Here is a 16,095-nt window from a genome sequence, read left to right on the forward strand (position 1 = left end):
CTAGTTTCCGTGCCCGCCGGGACCGGTCACGGAGGGGGCGGTGCCGCTGCCCGTCGCCCCGCCCGTCGCCTCCGCCACCGCGCGGCCGCCCACACCGGGCAGGCCGGCCTCGACGCGGGAGAGCTGGGCGGTCAGGCTCGCCAGCCACACCTCGAGGTCGACCAGCGTCGGCAGCAGCGGTGTGGGCGACCGCGAGAGTTCTGGCCGCGTCCGGTCCGGCGGCGGTCGTTCCCCGGCGCACAGGGCGGCCAGCCGATCGGTGGTTCCGGCCGCCGCCCGGGCATCGGCCCGGGCACGTTCCGTGGCGTCCGGGGGCAGGGCACTCGCGGGCATGTCGAAGCGGGGCAGCCACTGGGCCCCGAGCAGGATCTGGTGGGCCGCGATGAGCAGACCGTGCCAGTCGGCGCTGACGGATGCGCCGACGGTCGGTTCACTGCGGAACTGGTCGTAGGCGGACTCGGCCAGGCGCAGCCGGTGCAGGGCCGGGAGCGTCGGCGGGGGCGGTGCGGAGCCCGGCGGCACGGCCGTCAACACCTCGGCGGTGCCCTTGATCAGCGGCCCGCACTCGCGCAGCAGCCCCGCCATGGTCCTGCGCACCTCCCGGCGGGCGCCAGCCGGCCAGGCGAGCATCGCGCACAGCAGACCGATGGCGCTGCCGGTCACCACGTCCACGATCCGCGCCTCGGCCAGCCGCCAGGTGGCCGGAGCGATCTGGGCGAACGCGGTGGCCACCACGAGCGTGAACAGCCCCTGCGCCCAGGCAATGCCGAGCAGTGGCCCGAACGCGAAGGCGAGCAGCATGCCCGGCGCGAGGATCGCGGCGTAGGCGCCGGTGTGCTGTCCGACGCCGATGAGCAGGGCGCCCGCCGCGACGGCGCCCACGAGGTTGCCGGCCACCGCCTCGCGAATGGCCGCCCAGGTCTCCCCGACGGTGGTTCTGCTCAGCGTCAGCACCGCCAGCAGCACCCAGAAGCCGTGGGTCAGGTCGAGCGAACCAGCGACCAGCCGCGCCGTGCCGAGGGCCAGTGCGATCCGGACGGCGTTGTGGAACTGCACCGAGCGGAGCGTCATGTTGCCGACGATCCGGCGCAGCCACAGCCGGGACGTGGACGCCTCCGTGTACCAGAACAGCTCGCGTGGCTCGATCGGCGGGGTGCGCCGCCCGTCGAGGCCGACCCGTACGGAGATTTCCAGGATGCGTACCGACTCGGCGAGGGCCAGCAGCGCGGCCTGCCGACGCAGCACTGTCACCAACGCCGGCACCTCGCCGGTTGGCTGCTCCGCCACTTGCCGCACGCGCATTTTCTGGAAGGCGCCGATCGCCTCGTCCATGCGCTGCGGGCCCGTGGCGGCTCGGCCCGCCCGCAGGGCCGCGGCACTGTCGTCGCACAGGGACGTCACCTGTGGCAGCAGCCACTGGGATGCCGTGTCGGGACGGGCGCCACCCCTTGCGTCCGCCGGGCAGCCGTCCCGTATGTCGACCTGGGCGCCGCCCCGGAGGAGGTCGCGCAGTTGTCCCGTCTCGGTCAGATGGGCCAGCTGTTCGAGCAGCCTGCGGGCTCCGGAACCCGCCTGGGAAAGACCGCGGACCGCACGGCCCGGGCCGGCGGGGCGCTCCGCGGGCGGGACCTGGGACAGCCGCAGCCGCGCGCCCGCGGCGCGTAGGACCTCAGGCGAGAGGCTGGTGCGGCCGGCGAGGGTGTCGCCCGCGGTCGCCACGGCCTTTGCGAGGCTCCATCGGTACGTCTCACCCGCAGGCTGCGGCAGGAGGAACAGCTCGCACAGCGCCAGCAGCACCGCGCCCGCGGTGAGCCCGGCCAGTCGCGCCCATAGGGTCTGCGGTTCGTAGGGCGGGAAGCAGGCCAGGATGTAGAAGAGCTGGAGTCCGGGCGCCGCCCCGGCCGGCTGCGGCCCCGCGATGGCCGCGAAGGCCAGGAGGAATCCGACGACGAGCATCCCGAGCACCGCCGCCCAGGTCTGCACCGCCAGCACGGTCCCCAGTGCCACCAGCACCAGGCCAACCGGCAGCGCCTTCAGCATCACCGCGGCCCGTTGCCGCCCGGACCCCGGGATCGAGGACAGCAGCCCTAGAGCGATGGGCGCGAACAGCGCGTACAGCGCCAGCGCCGGCTCGCCAAGCCCGTACAGGAAGGGGTAGAACCCCGCGGACGCCGCCAGTGTCACCCGCACCGACCGGTGCAGGATCTCGGCTGGCTCGGCCCCGCCCTTCACGGCGGGCCTCCGCCGTGTGTCGCGCGCGAGCCGAGCGGCGGGACCTGGCCCAGCCACTGAGCGGCCGAGGCGGTGACACCGAACTCCTCGGCGATCCCCGGGACGGCCAGGTTCAGTGCGAAGAAGTCGAGCTGGATGCAGAACAGGGCCAGGGCGACCGCGATGAAGGCCCCCGTCCGCGCGGCCGGCGAAGACTCAGCGCGCATGAGCACGTTCCTCTCGGGCCGACGCCGCCGAGGCGTCGTGGGCGGGCCGGACACGCGCCCCGCCCCCCATTGTCGGTCGACCCCGTACGTACCGCAGTCCGGCCACCCCGGACCCGGCGGGCTCCTTCCGGGGATGACAGCACGGACTGCGGCAGGTTCGCCGGCTGCGTCTCAGTACCACCACCTGTTGGCTGAGCGGCGCCAGCCTGGGGCCGCGGGAGACGGTGATGTCCGGCGCCGACCGGATGTGAGCGACACCGCGTGGATCTCCCCTGGCCCTCTCCGTCGGGGCTTCCGGCCGGCCCTGTTCTCCAGGCCGCTCAGCCTGTTCGCCCTCCTTGTCCGACTGGTGTGGCCGACGAGTCACACCCGGGCGATGAGGTCGTACTGCTCGTCGCTCGCCGCCTCGCCCCGCAGGAGCACCGTCCGATCCTGTGCAGCGTCACAGGGCATGGGAACAGCGCGACTGGTGCCGGCTCTTACCGGGGTGAGACGGCCGGGCCGAACGTTCCAGCGGCCACCACACAAAGTAAGGGAGACCGCGGACAAGGGGGGCACATCGAAATGCCAGAAGGCTGTTGCCGGCGCGGACAGAGCATGGACGAGCGAGGCCCGGATAACGGCTGGTTCGGTGATGGCCAATGCATGGCCCATGCCAGTCGGCAGGCTGCTCAGCCAGTTGGCGGTTCGACGGCAGAGCTGGCGTACGGACTCGCCTCCGGGCGGCGCGGCATCCGGGTCGGTAAGCCAGGCGGCGTACCCGTAGGGGTCGTCCGCGGCGACTTCGCCAACTGTGCGGCCGCGCCACATGCCGTAGTCGAAGTCGCGCAGTGCAGGCTCGAGTGAAGTCTCCAGGCCGAGAGCGTCGGCAATCTGCGCGCAGCGGGCCGACGGTGCCCGGATGGCCAGCGAGTACCGGGGGAGTGTTGCGCCGACGGTGCGTGCCGCACGCAGGCTTCGCTCACTGAGGAGACCGTCACGGAACATTGCGTCCCTGGTGTCGTCCCCGGCTGTCGCGCACATGAATGTCAGGCTGACGGACATCGGCTTCCCTCCTTCATGGCCCGGCATGACGCCGGATGGTGTGAGTCCCTCGAAAACCGTGGGTGGCGCGGAACCGTCGTTGGAGGTTGAGTCCCGTAAGGGCTCTGGTGGTCCGCCGCCGGTTGGTTGATCAGGCGTGCGGGTGTAGGGGCGGCGTGCAGCATGTATCCCAGTGGCCCTCGTATGCCAGTGGCCCTCGCGGGAAGGCCCGGATCCAGGCGAGGGCCGGCAGGACGGCAGCTGCGGCGAAGCCGATCAGAGCCAGCAGGGCAGCGGAGGCCGGCAGGTCGTCGATGCGCGGGGCCTTGATGGCGATGAGGTGGCCGACGTAGGCGGTCGGGGAGACTGAGCCGACCGCGATGACGGGCGCGGCAAGCCACCGCGGCCGCACTGACCGGTCGGTGGCGATGAGGCAGGCGGCGAGGGCGATGAGGCAGGCGGCGAGGACGACGCCCCTGTCGCCCGGGATCGACCATGTCGTCCGGCTGCGCGGCGCGGCCACCTGCGGGCCGCCCACCGAGGGGTACGGGGCCGATGCGGGCTGCGTACATGGCGAGAACCGCCAGGCCAAGGGTCAGGTCGAGGACGATCAGCCGTCTTGTTGACGACGTACGGGAGGGGCCGGGGCCGGCCCGGGCAGCGGATGCCGCCTCGGATGGCGCGGCCTCTCGTACGTCGTGGGTCATGTGATCCAGGGTCGGAGACGCTGCCGGTCAAAACTATCCGGCAGGTGTCCGGAACCGCCCCCGCCGACTGGCGGGGGCTGCCCCCGCCACCCGGCTGGACCGGGTGTCGGAGGCCTCCAGGGACCAGCCGCCGGGAGCATCCCGATCTGCCCCGGCGGGGGTGCCCACGACCTGGCCGGTCAGCTGCTTAACGGTTCGCACGCGGTTGTGGATCGTGATCCTCGTGTTGTCGGTCAGCGAGGGCAGACAGCGTTCTTCGCCGGTCGCCGGTGAGACGCCGCAGAAGGGCCTCTTTGCTGTCCGCCCCAGGCACGTCGTCGCTTCCGCGAGGTCTGCTCACCTCATCTGCGACGTGGTCCTGTTGACCCACTGAGACAGCGTGAGCTGCATGGTCAGGGTCGTTCGGTGTGGCCTGCGGTGACGGGGTGACGTGTCGCTGCAGTCGGCCCGGGTGGCCGCGTGCGTCCGCGTGTTTCGGCCTTTGTCGCAGGCCAGGGCGTCGCGCAGAAGAGATAGGTGTGCGGGCACGGCTGCGGGGCAGTCGTACTCGTCCTGGTACGTGGTGCAGGTTGCCGGGTGAGCCCGCACCGCGCTTGCCTCATCGGGCGCGAGGGTCTTGAGTTCGTGTCCGGCCGGTAGCTCACGGATCGTGCGGCATTCCTCGACGGCCGTCTTCTCGTCGGACTTCTTGGTCAGGCAGTGGGCGGTCATGGCGAAACCTCCGTTCAGGGTTTCACCTTGGCCCAGGAACGGCCCTCAGCGCGTCGTCCCCACGCAGCGACTTCCGGCTACCACGGCTGCGGTATGCGGTACATCGTCATACGGCTGGGGCAGAAGATGGACGCACCGTGCCGGCGATTATGCGGGTTGCTGGGAGCGATCCGGTTCCGTAGCCGGACTGACCAGCCCGCACTGGTAGGCGATGACCACGAGCTGGGCGCGGTCACGAGCCGCCAGCTTGGTCATGGCCCGGTTGATGTGGGTCTTGGCGGTCAGCGGGCTGACGAACAGGCGCTCGGCGATCTCGTCGTTGGACAGGCCCAGTGCGACGAGGCTCGTGACGTCGCGTTCCCGCGGCGTCAAGCTCTCCAACTGCTCATGTACGGCCACCGGGCATGGATCCGGCTGGGCCAGAAAGCGAGTGATCAACGCTCGCGTCGCTGACGGGGACAGCAGCGCCTCGCCGTCGGCGACTGTGCGGACGGCATCGAGGAGCTCCTCGGGTCGCGCACCCTTGCCGAGAAAGCCGCTCGCACCCGCACGCAGTGCCTCGGCGACGTGCTCGTCATCTTCGAAGGTGGTCAGGATGAGCACTTTCACATCTGCGAGGTCCTCGGACTCCGTGATGAGCCGTGTCGCCTCGAGGCCGTCCATCTCCGGCATGCGGATGTCCATCAGGACCACATCCGGGCGCTGTGCGCCGGCCAGTTCGACTGCCTCGCGGCCGTTGGACGCCTCGGCCACGGTCTCCATGTCATCTGTCGCGTCGAACAGCATTCGAAAGGTGCCCCGCAGCAGGGCCTGGTCATCGGCAAGCAGTACGCGAATCGTCATGCTCATGTCTCCGTTCCCGTGCCGGGCTGGGCCGCAGCGGCAGTTCGGCGGTCACGGTGAACCCGCCCTCGGGGCGAGGTCCCGCATTCAGCGTGCCCCCGATCGCGGTAGCCCGCTCACGCATCCCGATCAGTCCGTGACCGGCCCCCGGGTGAGGATGGTGCGGTCCGGCACACCCGTCGTCCTCGACGGTGATTGTCAGCCGTTCACGGTCGTAGTGCAGGAACAGCCGGGCATGGTCGGCCCCGGCGTGCTTGCGCACATTGGTCAAGGACTCCTGCACGATGCGGTACGCGGCCAGGTCGACCGCCGGCTCCAGCGGTTCGGTGGTGCCCTGCCGCGTGTGGCTCACCGCCAGCCCGGCGCGTTCGAACGACGCCAGTAGTGCCGGCACTTGCGCAAGGCCCGGCATCGGGTCGCGGGGCGCCACCGGCTCGTCGGACTGCCGCAGCAGGCCTACGGTCACCCGTAGTTCGTCCAGCGCGGAGCGGCTGGTGTCCCGGATGTTCTCCAGAGCCGACAGGATTTGTTCCGGGCGCTGGTCCACCAGATGGACAGCGACGCCTGCCTGAGCGTTGATCAAGGCGATGTGGTGCGCGACGATGTCGTGCAGCTCGCGTGCGATCCGGACGCGTTCGGCCGCCACTCGCTGCTGTGCTTCCTGCTCGCGGGTGCGCTCGGCGTGCTCCGCCCGTTCCTCCACGGCCGCCACATAGGCGCGCCGTGAGCGCAGCCCGTCCCCGACGGCGGCCGGCAGAGCCGTCCAGGCCAGCGTCGCGACATGGTCCGGGTCCAGCCACGAGTTCGAGGACCACAGAGCGACAGCGCCCACCATGACGGCAGCCGAGACAGCTGCCGCGGTCCAGGCGGTGCGCCGGTCGGTCCGCACGGCGACGTTGTAGACGGACACCAGAACCGGGCTTGTCACCAGTGGACTCTCCCGAAACCCGAGCAGCGGGAAAACCACCCCGCAGCCAACGGCGACGGCCAGTACGCCGAACGGGTGGCGACGCCGCCAGAGCAACGCGGAGCAGCCGACGGCAGCCAGTACCACGGCGGGCCAGCGCAACACGAATTGGTGCTGGTGCGGATCGATCGAGGCAGCCACGACCGACAGCACGCACAGCACAGCCACGCCCATGGCGTCGACCGCGCGGTTCCGGGCTCGCCCTTGCCGCCTCCAACTGTTGAGCACCGTCATGCCATCACCGTAGGGTCGATAGCTGGGTCGGGCATCGTCTCGCCACGGCAATGGCGCCCCGGGGCGCCATTGCCTGATCCGTGTTTCCGGGCTGTGCCCCTGCGGGCCGTGGCCAGGCTCAGGGGCGGACCGACGCTGAGCGGGGTGATCGAATCCCCACGGGGTGACGTAGGCCAGGTTGTACTCGGCACTCAACGCTGCCGCGTTCGGAGCGTGCAGGCATCGTTGCCAAATCCCGTTGAGATGCTGCCGTACGTTGGGGAGAGTCTGTGGGCATGGAGTTCTTCTGCTACCACCGCGATCGGCCCGGCTCCGTCACATTGCGCGAGGAGCTGCTGGAAGAGCACTGGTCCTACATGGACCGGTACGCGAGGGAGATGATCGCTCGCGGCCCGACCTTCGCCGACGACGGCGACACGCCCACCGGCAGCGTGCACATCATCGACCTGCCGGATCCCGCCGCCGCCCGCGCGTTCGCCTTCAACGAGCCCAACTACCAGGCCGGCGCGTATCGGGACGTGCTGCTGCGCCGGTGGCGCAACATGCTGGGGCGCACAATGTGGGACTTCCCTGGTGGCCGGACCGGTGGCAACCGGTATCTGGTGCTCGGCTTCAGTTCGGGGCAGGCCGCCGACCTCATCGTGCCGCCCGACCGGGACGAGCTGATCGCGTACGGGCCGCTGCTGTCCGACGACGGCGCCACCTGTGTGGGTACGGCGGTGCTGCTCCGGGCCCCGGACCCGGACACGGCACGCGCCGTCCTGGCCCAGGACCGGTATGCAGACATCGAGGTCCACGACTGGCAGTTCGGCGGGCGGCCGTCATGAACCAGGGACGCGCCATGCCGACGGCACCTGTCGGTTGATCGCAGGAGCGTGCCCCCGGGGGATCACCCTGTGCTGACGCCCCGCTGCCGTTCCTCGAGGAACCAGCGACCTGCGCCATCGTGGTCCTGTGCCTGACTGCGGCGGGGCAGCGGACGATGTCCGACGCTCGGACACCGAAGGGCGCCGTCTCCGGCGGGTCAGCGGCGCCTCAGTAGGTCACCGCGGACCCGCCGGCGAATACTTCGCGGCGAGTTCCTTGGTGATGCGGTCCAGCATGAACGCCGAGGAGTCCCGGGCCCGTTCCTCCCAGGCGAAGACGCAGGCGGTGGCGACGCCGTCGAAGTTCAGCTCGCGCAGGGTGGCGAAGAAGGCGTCCCAGTCGACCTCGCCCTGGTCGATGTCCAGGTGCTGGTGGATCCGGGCGGTGGTGCCGGGCGGGTTGAGGATGTAGCGCAGGCCGGACGATCCCTTGTGGTTGAAGGAATCGGCGATGTGCACGTGCTGGAGTTTGTCGCCGGCGTAGCGCATCATCGCCGCGATGTCCGCACCGGCCTCCGAGGCACCGGAGAGGTGGAAGGAGTGCGGAGCGCAGTAGAGGTAGTTCACCCAGGGCTTGTTGATCGCGCGGACCAGGTCGACCGCGGGCGTGTTCTCCTCGCAGAAGTCGTCCGGGTGGGCCTCCAGGTTGAGGGCGATGCCCTCTCGCTCGAAGATCGGCAGCAGTTCCTCCATGGAGCGCCAGAAGGCGGCCTCGCTTTCGGCGGCGCGCTCGGGGCGGCCGTTGAACTCCGAGTTCATCAGCGGGCATTCGAGATCCGCCGTGATCTCGATCATCCGCTTCCAGTAGCGGACGGCGGCCTGCCGCTCGGTCTCCTCGGACGAGGACCACTTGTACAGCGGCAGCACGGACGACAGCTTCACGCCGTGCGTGCGCAGGGAGTTCTTCAGCTCGGCGATGCGCTCGTCGTCGGCCCGCGGGTGCAGGAAGAACGGCATGAAGTCGTCGCGCGGCGACAACTCGATGTATTCGTAGCCGAGTTCGGCGACGGTGCGCACCATGTCGTCGAGCGGCAGGACGCGGAACATGTACGGGTCGAGGGCGATCTTCACGCGGTGCCTCCGTAGACGGCGGGACGCGGCTTCATGTCGACGGTGACGACGGCGCCGTCGGAGTCCAGGGAGCGGACGGCGGCGTCGGTGATGACGGTGGCGGCGTAACCGTCCCAGGCGGACGGGCCGGTGGGCTCGGTGCCTGCCTCGACGGAGGCGATCCACTCGCAAAACTCGGTGTCGAAGGCGTCGGCGAAACGCCCCTTCCAGTCCTGCAGTACGGCGGTGCCGTGGCGTCCGGCGGTGCGGACCCCGACGGCGGCCGGGTCGGGCAGCCGGAGCAGGCCCTCCTCGGCGACGGTCTCGCACTGGATGTCGTAGCCGTACTGGCAGTTGACGAAGACCTCCAGGTCGATGCGGACCCCGTTCGCGGTTTCGAAGAGCATGATCTGCGGGTCCTTGAGGTGCGCGAACCGCTTGCTGGTGGCGCGCGGGGTGACCACCTGCGCGGAGACGATCTCGTCGTCGAGCAGCCAGCGCAGGACGTCGATCTCGTGAACTGCCGTGTCCTGCGCGGCCATCTGCGAGGTGTACGACTCCGGCACGGTCGGGTTGCGGTGCGCACAATGCACGATCAGCGGGGCGCCGATCGATCCGGCGGCGAGGACCTCCTTCATCTGGCGGTAGCCGGCGTCGAAGCGGCGCATGAAGCCGACCTGGACCAGGCGGCGGCCGTGGGCATGCTCCGCCTCGACGATGCGCAGACAGTCCTCGGCGGTTGTCGCGAGGGGCTTCTCGCAGAACACCGGCTTACCGGCCGCGACGGCGTCCAGGACGTGCTCGGCATGGGTGGGGCCCCAGGAGGTGACGAGAACGGCGTCCACGTCGGGGGAGGCGATCAGGTCGGCACCGGTCGGCAGCACGGTCGCGCCGACGCGGGCGGCCACCTCGGCGGCGCGGGCCTGGTCTATGTCGGTCACGGCGGTGACGGTGGCCCCGGTGACGACGTCGGTGAGTCGTCGTATGTGGTCCTGGCCGATCATTCCGGCACCGATGACACCTACACGTACGGTCATGTCGAATCCTTGAGAAGGAGAGGGATCAGGAGAAGCGCGCCCGGAGTTCGGCTTCGAGGGTTTCGAGGGTGCGGCCCTTGGTCTCGGGGACGTAGAGCTTCACGAAGGTGAGCGAGAAGACGCCCGCCACCACGAAGAGGAAGAACGTGTTGGAGACTCCGATCCCGGAGACCAAGGACGGGAAGACCAAGCCGATCGCGAAGTTGGTCAGCCACAGCACCACGGCCGCGACACCCATACCGAAGCCGCGCATCCGCATCGGGAAGATCTCCGACAGCATCAGCCAGGTCACCGGTGAGATCGCGCCCTGCTGGAAGGCGAGGAAGGTGACGGTCATCGCGAGCACCGCGTACGCCCGGCCGTCGCCTGCGGGCAGCACCAGAGAGAAGACGCCGATCAGCAACAGGGCCGCCATCGTGCCGACCTGACCGGTCATCAGCATCGGGCGGCGGTTGACGCGGCCCAGCAGCCAGATGCCGACGAAGGTGGCCAGTACCGAGATGACGCCGTTGGCGATGTTCGCGGTCAGGGCGCTGTCGGAGGCGAAGCCGGCGTCGGTGAGGATCTGGGTGCCGTAGTACATGATCGTGTTGACGCCGGTGATCTGCTGCACGATCGCGATGCCGAAGCCGACGAACATGAGCCTGCGCAGCCACGGGGTGGCCTTCATGTCCTGCCAGCCGCCGAGGTTCTCCTGCTCCTCCTTGACGGCGAGCGCGGACACTTCGCTCAGCTCGGCCTCGGCCCGCTGCCGGGAGCGCACCTGCTTGAGCACTTCCAGGGCCTCGCCGAAGCGGGTCTGGGAGGCCAGCCAGCGCGGGCTCTCCGGCATCACCAGCATGCCGAACCAGAGCACGACGGCCGGAATGGTGGCGAGCACGAGCATCCAGCGCCACACACCACCGGACTCGCCGCCCACCTGCGCGATGATCGCGTTGGAGGTGAAGGCGAGCAACTGGCCGCTGACGATCATCAGTTCGTTGCGGGTGACCAGTGCGCCGCGCCGCTCGGCGGGGGAGATCTCCGCGAGGTAGACGGGCACGGTGACCGAGGCGCCACCGACGGCGAGGCCGAGGACGAAGCGCGCCACGACCATGATCGCGGTGTTGGGCGCGAGCGTGCAGGCGAGCGCGCCGACGAAGAACACCACGGCGAGGGTGAGGATCGTACGGCGGCGTCCCCGTGTGTCCGACAGCCGGCCGCCCGTGATCGCGCCCAGCGCCGCGCCGAGGAGCAGCGAGCTGGTGACTGTGCCCTCGGTGAAGGGGGTCAGGCCGAGGTCGTCGGTCATGTAGGGCAGGGCGCCGTTGATCACGCCCGTGTCGTAGCCGAAGAGGAGCCCGCCGAAGGTGGCGATGACGGTGATGAGCCGCAGCCGCCGGGAGACTGCCAGTGGGGCGTGCTCCGTGACCGAGGAGGCCGGGGCCGCAGTCGTGTCGTCCCTGACGTCCATGGCAGCCTCCTACTGGGTGATGTTCGGGCGTCGGGTTCCGGTCAGGCCGCAACCTGCCAGGTGCTCACGGGTGCTGACCGCGATGGGCAGTGGCACCTCGGGAGCGCACGGATACAGGTCCTGCTCGACGATCACGAACAACTCGGCGTCCAGCTTGGCCAGTTCGGACACCACATCGGCCGGGTTCGGCACACCGGCCGGGGGCGACACGCACACCCCGCGCTTGACGGCTTCGCCGAACGACAGGTCCTCGGCTGCCACCTGGGCCAGCACCTCGGGATCCATCTGCTTGATGTGGACGTAGCCCACGCGTTCGCCGAACCGGCGGATCAGCTCCAGGTTGTCGCCGCCACCGTAAGCCACGTGCCCGGTGTCCAGGCAGAGGTTGGTGTAGCGGGAGTCCGACTCGTTGAGCAGCCGCTCGATCTCGGGCTGTGTCTGGATGTGGCTGTCGGCGTGCGGGTGGAGGACGAGGCGCACGTCGTACTCGTCGAGCAGCAGCCCGCCGAGCCGGTCGGCGGCCTTGCCGAAGCCGGCCCACTGTTCGGCGGTCAGCTCGGGCGGCTCGGTGAACGCGCCGGTCTTCTCGTCCCGGTACATGGGCGGGATCAGGACCAGATGGTGGGCGCCCGCGGCGGCGGTCAGCGCGGCCACCTGCCGGACGTGGGCGAGCATCTCGTCCCACGCCTCGGGCCGGTGCAGCGCACCGAAGGCGGTGCCGCCGGAGACCTGGAGCCCACGGGCGTCGAGTTCGGCCTTCAGCCGCTGCGGGTCGGTGGGGAGGTAGCCGTACGGCCCGAGCTCCAGCCACTCGTAGCCGGCCTGCGCGAGCTCATCGAGGAAGCGGGTGTACGAAACCTGGTGGTTGTCCTCGGGGAACCAGACGCCCCAGGAGTCCGGGGCGGAGCCCAGGCACAGGTTGCCTGCGACGGTACGGAGCGGGCTTGGCGCCGTTGCCATGACGTGTCCCTTCACCCGAAGATCGGGAGTTTTCGCGACGTCTTCTGTCGCGCTCTACTAGCGCGCTCTAGTCCGAGTACGATGACTCCAGTCCAAATGTCATGTCAATAGCCTGTTGCCGGGAGATTTCGAGATCACCGCTAAGGCGAGCGGCGTCGGAGGGTGGGTTCACAGGTGGATACATCGGGCAGACAGCGGCCCACGATGGCGGACGTCGCCGAGAAGGCGGGCGTCTCCCGGGCGCTCGTTTCGATCGTGTTCCGCAACCAGCCGGGGGCGAGTGAGGAGACCCGCCGACGGGTGCTGCGGGTCGCCGACGAGATCGGCTACCGGCCCGACACTGCGGCCCAGCTGCTGGCGCGCGGCCGCAGCCGCACGCTGGGCGTGATGTTCACCGTGCACCAGACCTTCCACACCAACCTCATCGAGGGCATCTACCCCGAGGTCGAACGCCTCGGCTACGAGGTCCTGCTGTCCGGCGCCACCCAGGGCCGCAGCGAGGAGAAGGCCGTCGAGGCGCTGCTCAGCCACCGCTGCGAGGCGGTGATCCTGCTCGGCTCCTTCGCGGAACCCGCGTTCCTCGACAAACTGGGACGGCGCACGGTCGCCGTCTCCGTCAGCCGCCGGGTCCCCCACGCCCACGTGGACTTCGTGCACTCCGCCGAGGGCAAGGGCGTACGGCAGGCCATGGACCACCTTGTCGAGCTGGGGCACCGCCGGATCGTGCACATCGACGGCGGCCACGGCCCCGGCTCGGCCGAGCGGCGGCGCGCCTACCGGGCGGCGATGCGTCGCCACGGGCTGGAGTCCGAGGTCCGTGTCATCCCCGGTGATCACACGGAGCAGTCGGGCATCGAGACTGGCCGCACGCTCCTCGCGGAACGGGATCAGGGGCAGCCCCTGCCGACAGCGGTCCTCGCGGGCAACGACCGTAGTGCGATGGGCCTGTTGATGTCCCTGACCCGGGGCGGCGTCGAGGTGCCGCGCGACCTGTCCGTCGTCGGATACGACGACAGCCACCTCTCTCACCTGATGCCGATCGGCCTGACCACGGTCCGCCAGGACGCGGGGCTCATGGCGGAATACGCGGTGCGGTTCGCGGTGGAGCGCCTCGAGAATCCCGAACTGGAGCTGCGGGAAGCGGTGTTGGACCCGAAGCTGGTGGTGCGCGGGACCAGTGGTCCACCGCCGGTGGGCTGAGTCCACGAGGCAGGGCCGGCGCCGTGGATGCGATGCCGGCCGGGTGCCGCAGCGGCGCAGGTCGCCGCGGTCAGCGCGTTCCCTTCGCCGCGAACGCGGCAACGGCGTCGGCGTTGTCCTTGGTGATGAAGGCCGGGCCCGTCAGTACGGGCGCGGTGGCCCCGCCGCTGACGTTGCCGTTGGTCTTGTACAGCCACAGGGCGTCAACGGCGAGATAGCCCTGCAGGTACGGCTGCTGGTCCACGGCGAACTCGACCTTGCCGTCCTGGACGGCCTTCACCAGGTCCTTGTTGAGGTCGAAGGTCGCGACCTTGGCTTTGCTCCCCGCGTCGCCCACCGACTGCACCGCTGTGAGCGCGATGGGGGCTCCGAGGGTGACCACCTGGTCGATGGACGAGTCCTGCTTGAGCTTGGCGGTGATCGTCGACTTCACCGAGGGCATGTCGGTGCCGTTGACATAGAGGATGTCGGTCTTGCCGCTGAAGCCCTTCTTCAGGCCGGCGCAGCGGGATTCCAGTGCCACCTGTCCCTGCTCCTGGATGACGCAGAGGGCGTGCTTGGCGCCGAGCTGGTTCAGGCGCACGCCGAAGGCCTGGCCGGCGATGTTCTCGTCCTGGCCGAAGTACTCGAGCATGCCGAGCTGCTTCCAGTCGTCCACGCCGGAGTTGAAGCCGACGACCGGGATGCCGGCCGCCTTGGCCTTGGCGACCACGTCCTTCATGGCGTCGGGCTTGGCGGCGGTGAGTGCGATGCCGTCGACCTTCTGGTCGATGGCGTTCTGGACCAGGCTTGCCTGGTTCCCGGCGCCCGGGTCGCTGGAGTAGACGAGCTTGATGTTGTCCTTGGCGGCGGCTGCCTGGGCGCCCTTGCGGATCAGGTCCCAGAAGGTGTCGCCGGGGGAGGCGTGGGTGACCATGGCCACCGTCATGCGGGGCGTGGTGGCCTTGCCCGCGGCGGCGGCCCCCTCGCCTTCCTCGGACTTCTTGCCGCCGGAGCTGCTGGAGCAGCCGGCTGCGAACAGGGCGCCGACGAGAACCGTGGCGGTCAGAGTGGCGGCTCGGTGATGTCTGTACATGTCCCTTGCACCTCGCTGTGCTGGTCAGGGTGGGTGTGTGCATGTCGGGGCCTGGCCACTAGAGCGCGGCACTAGTGCGCTCTAGTGGCACGTACTATGGAGCCGCCCACCGATGATGTCAACGGGTTTGTCAGGACGTATCGACAACACGTCCGGTGCTCACCCCGAGGCGTTCACCGTGCGCAGGACCGCGTCGGCCACGCCGAGTTCGCGGCGCGCGTTGGGGTGGACGGCGGCCGCGGGGCTGCTGGGGCGGAGGGGGTCGATCCAGCATCGCCCTCGGCCGAGCAGGCGTCGTGCCTTTCGGAGGGCGTGTATGTGTCGGCGTACGTTGCCCCGGCCGCTTTGGCCTGCTCGCGCGGCGTGGCGTTGAGCTGCCGCTCCATCTCCCGCAGGTTGGTGAAGTCGCCGGGGGCGAGGGGCAGTTCGCGGCCGCGGTCGGTGTCGTCGGACGGCAGGATCGCCGCGTAGCCGACAAGGTGGACGCGGGACTTGGGGACACGTCCCCGGACCTCCCTCAGCGCGTCGGACGGCCGCGTCCTCGCGATGGTGATCTTCTGCTCTGCCGTGTCGGTGCCGCCCTCGACGGCCCGGATCAGCACTGCGATCGGTGCCTGCGCACCCAAGCTCCTGTGCCTCTACGGCGTCGGCCCGGACACGGCCGCGGCCTTGCTGATTGCGGCCGGAGACAACCCCGACCGCCTGGCCGGCGAAGCATCGTCTGCCGCGCTCTGCGGTGCCGGCCCCGTGGAAGCGTCGTTCGGAAAGACCCGGCGCCGCAGAGTCAACCGCGGCGGCGATCGCCACATCCATACGGGCATCAAACGCGGCTATGTGTCCCTCGGGACTGCCACGGCGGCAGCTGTTATCGTCTGGCTCCGCTCATGACCGGCCAACCGCGCTCAGGTCAAGCGCAGGGGCCCGGCCGACCGCGGCAAGCAGTTCGAGTGGCAGTTCCTTGTCTGCCTGGCCGATGGTGAGCGCGAGCCAACGGCCGCGATCCCGGAGCGGCCACGCCTGCATGGTTACGGCCTGTTGGCTGAGGGAGTTGAGCGGCTCGGGCACTACCTCCCCCTCACAGCCAGCCCTGAGATATGGCCACAGGTCGACGACGAGCGGATCGCCCCAGCGTGTCGTGAGCGTTGCGATCAGGGCGCCGAGGTAGGCCCGCAGATCTGCGTCAGCCTCGCGCCAAGCCTGCCCGTCGTCGTCATCCCAGAAGTCCCGACTGACCCGCAGGACGCGCACACGGTGCTCCGGGCCACCGCACCCGGTGACGTCTTCGAAGTCCGTCTCCGCGAAGGGCTGTGCGAGCAGCTCGTCAATCAAGGAGAGGTACTCCTCGAGAGCCGCACTCGAGAAAGCTCCGGACTCAGCGGTCATCAACGCAGACTATGGGATTGCACAGACACCAACCCCAGCCGTGCACACGTGAACGGGTCTGCTGCAGGTTTGGGTGACAGGTTCGGTCACGCGAGCTGGAGGGCCGGTGTGGTCATGACGGTCTCGAATTCGATGGGGGTCAGCCGGC

The 16,095-nt window shown here is 69.8% G+C and carries 17 protein-coding genes; 3 read left to right on the plus strand and 14 right to left on the minus strand.

Going from position 1 to position 16,095, the window contains the following annotated elements:
- From ACZ4RZ_RS46465 to ACZ4RZ_RS46495, 7 genes are all read right to left on the minus strand, one after another.
- Complete coding sequence (locus tag ACZ4RZ_RS46465) at positions 1 to 2,232, minus strand: FUSC family protein (RefSeq protein ID WP_467753626.1); 2,232 nt, start codon at positions 2,230 to 2,232, stop codon at positions 1 to 3.
- Positions 2,229 to 2,438, minus strand: a complete 210-nt coding sequence (locus ACZ4RZ_RS46470) for a hypothetical protein (protein ID WP_467753627.1) — start codon at positions 2,436 to 2,438, stop codon at positions 2,229 to 2,231. The genes ACZ4RZ_RS46465 and ACZ4RZ_RS46470 overlap by 4 nt, the downstream gene beginning before the upstream one ends.
- 363 nt (positions 2,439 to 2,801) lie before the next feature.
- Positions 2,802 to 3,482: a histidine phosphatase family protein gene (locus tag ACZ4RZ_RS46475; RefSeq protein ID WP_467753628.1), complete on the minus strand. Its 681-nt coding sequence runs from the start codon at positions 3,480 to 3,482 to the stop codon at positions 2,802 to 2,804.
- Positions 3,483 to 3,612: 130 nt separating this feature from the next.
- A complete protein-coding gene (locus ACZ4RZ_RS46480) occupies positions 3,613 to 3,999 on the minus strand; it encodes a hypothetical protein (RefSeq protein WP_467753629.1) in 387 nt (128 codons plus the stop codon).
- 505 nt (positions 4,000 to 4,504) lie between these two features.
- Positions 4,505 to 4,879, minus strand: coding sequence for a zf-HC2 domain-containing protein (locus tag ACZ4RZ_RS46485; RefSeq protein WP_467753630.1), 375 nt, complete (start codon positions 4,877 to 4,879; stop codon positions 4,505 to 4,507).
- Positions 4,880 to 5,026: 147 nt separating this feature from the next.
- Positions 5,027 to 5,722 carry a response regulator transcription factor gene (locus ACZ4RZ_RS46490; protein WP_467753631.1) on the minus strand — a complete coding sequence of 232 codons (696 nt, stop codon included), beginning with the start codon at positions 5,720 to 5,722 and terminating at the stop codon, positions 5,027 to 5,029.
- Positions 5,694 to 6,923 (minus strand): sensor histidine kinase, encoded by a 1,230-nt coding sequence (locus tag ACZ4RZ_RS46495; protein WP_467753632.1) that lies wholly within the window; start codon positions 6,921 to 6,923, stop codon positions 5,694 to 5,696. The genes ACZ4RZ_RS46490 and ACZ4RZ_RS46495 overlap by 29 nt, the downstream gene beginning before the upstream one ends.
- 275 nt (positions 6,924 to 7,198) lie before the next feature.
- Here ACZ4RZ_RS46495 and ACZ4RZ_RS46500 point away from each other — a divergent pair, with 275 nt between their 5' ends.
- Positions 7,199 to 7,750, plus strand: a complete 552-nt coding sequence (locus ACZ4RZ_RS46500) for a YciI family protein (protein ID WP_467753634.1) — start codon at positions 7,199 to 7,201, stop codon at positions 7,748 to 7,750.
- 216 nt (positions 7,751 to 7,966) lie between these two features.
- Here ACZ4RZ_RS46500 and ACZ4RZ_RS46505 read toward each other — a convergent pair whose 3' ends face one another.
- Genes ACZ4RZ_RS46505 through ACZ4RZ_RS46520 form a run of 4 tightly spaced genes read right to left on the minus strand, consistent with a single transcriptional unit; the run spans position 7,967 to position 12,289 of the window.
- A complete protein-coding gene (locus ACZ4RZ_RS46505) occupies positions 7,967 to 8,860 on the minus strand; it encodes a sugar phosphate isomerase/epimerase family protein (protein WP_467753635.1) in 894 nt (297 codons plus the stop codon).
- The gene (locus ACZ4RZ_RS46510; RefSeq protein ID WP_467753636.1) at positions 8,857 to 9,876 is read right to left on the minus strand and encodes a Gfo/Idh/MocA family oxidoreductase; all 1,020 of its coding nucleotides are present in this window, start codon (positions 9,874 to 9,876) and stop codon (positions 8,857 to 8,859) included. Before ACZ4RZ_RS46510 ends, ACZ4RZ_RS46505 begins: the two co-directional genes overlap by 4 nt.
- Before the next feature lie 25 nt (positions 9,877 to 9,901).
- A complete protein-coding gene (locus tag ACZ4RZ_RS46515; protein WP_467753637.1) occupies positions 9,902 to 11,329 on the minus strand; it encodes a sugar porter family MFS transporter in 1,428 nt (475 codons plus the stop codon).
- 9 nt (positions 11,330 to 11,338) lie between these two features.
- A complete protein-coding gene (locus tag ACZ4RZ_RS46520; protein WP_467753638.1) occupies positions 11,339 to 12,289 on the minus strand; it encodes a TIM barrel protein in 951 nt (316 codons plus the stop codon).
- Positions 12,290 to 12,493: 204 nt separating this feature from the next.
- On the opposite strand from ACZ4RZ_RS46520, the gene ACZ4RZ_RS46525 reads away from it, so the two are divergent.
- A complete protein-coding gene (locus ACZ4RZ_RS46525) occupies positions 12,494 to 13,489 on the plus strand; it encodes a LacI family DNA-binding transcriptional regulator (protein ID WP_467753639.1) in 996 nt (331 codons plus the stop codon).
- Positions 13,490 to 13,559: 70 nt separating this feature from the next.
- On the opposite strand, the gene ACZ4RZ_RS46530 is transcribed toward ACZ4RZ_RS46525, so the two are convergent.
- Positions 13,560 to 14,564 (minus strand): sugar ABC transporter substrate-binding protein, encoded by a 1,005-nt coding sequence (locus ACZ4RZ_RS46530; protein WP_467753640.1) that lies wholly within the window; start codon positions 14,562 to 14,564, stop codon positions 13,560 to 13,562.
- A 173-nt stretch (positions 14,565 to 14,737) separates the two neighbouring features.
- The gene (locus ACZ4RZ_RS46535; RefSeq protein WP_467753647.1) at positions 14,738 to 15,190 is read right to left on the minus strand and encodes an SGNH/GDSL hydrolase family protein; all 453 of its coding nucleotides are present in this window, start codon (positions 15,188 to 15,190) and stop codon (positions 14,738 to 14,740) included.
- On the opposite strand from ACZ4RZ_RS46535, the gene ACZ4RZ_RS46540 reads away from it, so the two are divergent.
- Positions 15,111 to 15,452 (plus strand): transposase, encoded by a 342-nt coding sequence (locus ACZ4RZ_RS46540; RefSeq protein ID WP_467753641.1) that lies wholly within the window; start codon positions 15,111 to 15,113, stop codon positions 15,450 to 15,452. The genes ACZ4RZ_RS46535 and ACZ4RZ_RS46540 overlap by 80 nt on opposite strands.
- Here the strand turns inward: ACZ4RZ_RS46540 and ACZ4RZ_RS46545 are convergent.
- The gene (locus ACZ4RZ_RS46545) at positions 15,447 to 15,947 is read right to left on the minus strand and encodes a hypothetical protein (RefSeq protein WP_467753642.1); all 501 of its coding nucleotides are present in this window, start codon (positions 15,945 to 15,947) and stop codon (positions 15,447 to 15,449) included. The two genes, ACZ4RZ_RS46540 and ACZ4RZ_RS46545, sit on opposite strands and share 6 nt — an antisense overlap.
- Positions 15,948 to 16,095 lie beyond the last annotated feature (148 nt).

This window comes from Streptomyces sp. NPDC027189 (assembly GCF_055566975.1).

Coding starts and splice junctions, on each gene's coding strand:
- ACZ4RZ_RS46470 (WP_467753627.1), bottom strand. CDS start 2,438: ATGCGCGCTGAGTCTTCGCCGGCCGCGCGGACGGGGGCCTTCATCGCG.
- ACZ4RZ_RS46475 (WP_467753628.1), bottom strand. CDS start 3,482: ATGTCCGTCAGCCTGACATTCATGTGCGCGACAGCCGGGGACGACACC.
- ACZ4RZ_RS46485 (WP_467753630.1), bottom strand. CDS start 4,879: ATGACCGCCCACTGCCTGACCAAGAAGTCCGACGAGAAGACGGCCGTC.
- ACZ4RZ_RS46490 (WP_467753631.1), bottom strand. CDS start 5,722: ATGACGATTCGCGTACTGCTTGCCGATGACCAGGCCCTGCTGCGGGGC.
- ACZ4RZ_RS46495 (WP_467753632.1), bottom strand. CDS start 6,923: ATGACGGTGCTCAACAGTTGGAGGCGGCAAGGGCGAGCCCGGAACCGC.
- ACZ4RZ_RS46500 (WP_467753634.1), top strand. CDS start 7,199: ATGGAGTTCTTCTGCTACCACCGCGATCGGCCCGGCTCCGTCACATTG.
- ACZ4RZ_RS46510 (WP_467753636.1), bottom strand. CDS start 9,876: ATGACCGTACGTGTAGGTGTCATCGGTGCCGGAATGATCGGCCAGGAC.
- ACZ4RZ_RS46515 (WP_467753637.1), bottom strand. CDS start 11,329: ATGGACGTCAGGGACGACACGACTGCGGCCCCGGCCTCCTCGGTCACG.
- ACZ4RZ_RS46520 (WP_467753638.1), bottom strand. CDS start 12,289: ATGGCAACGGCGCCAAGCCCGCTCCGTACCGTCGCAGGCAACCTGTGC.
- ACZ4RZ_RS46525 (WP_467753639.1), top strand. CDS start 12,494: ATGGCGGACGTCGCCGAGAAGGCGGGCGTCTCCCGGGCGCTCGTTTCG.
- ACZ4RZ_RS46530 (WP_467753640.1), bottom strand. CDS start 14,564: ATGTACAGACATCACCGAGCCGCCACTCTGACCGCCACGGTTCTCGTC.
- ACZ4RZ_RS46540 (WP_467753641.1), top strand. CDS start 15,111: ATGGTGATCTTCTGCTCTGCCGTGTCGGTGCCGCCCTCGACGGCCCGG.
- ACZ4RZ_RS46545 (WP_467753642.1), bottom strand. CDS start 15,947: ATGACCGCTGAGTCCGGAGCTTTCTCGAGTGCGGCTCTCGAGGAGTAC.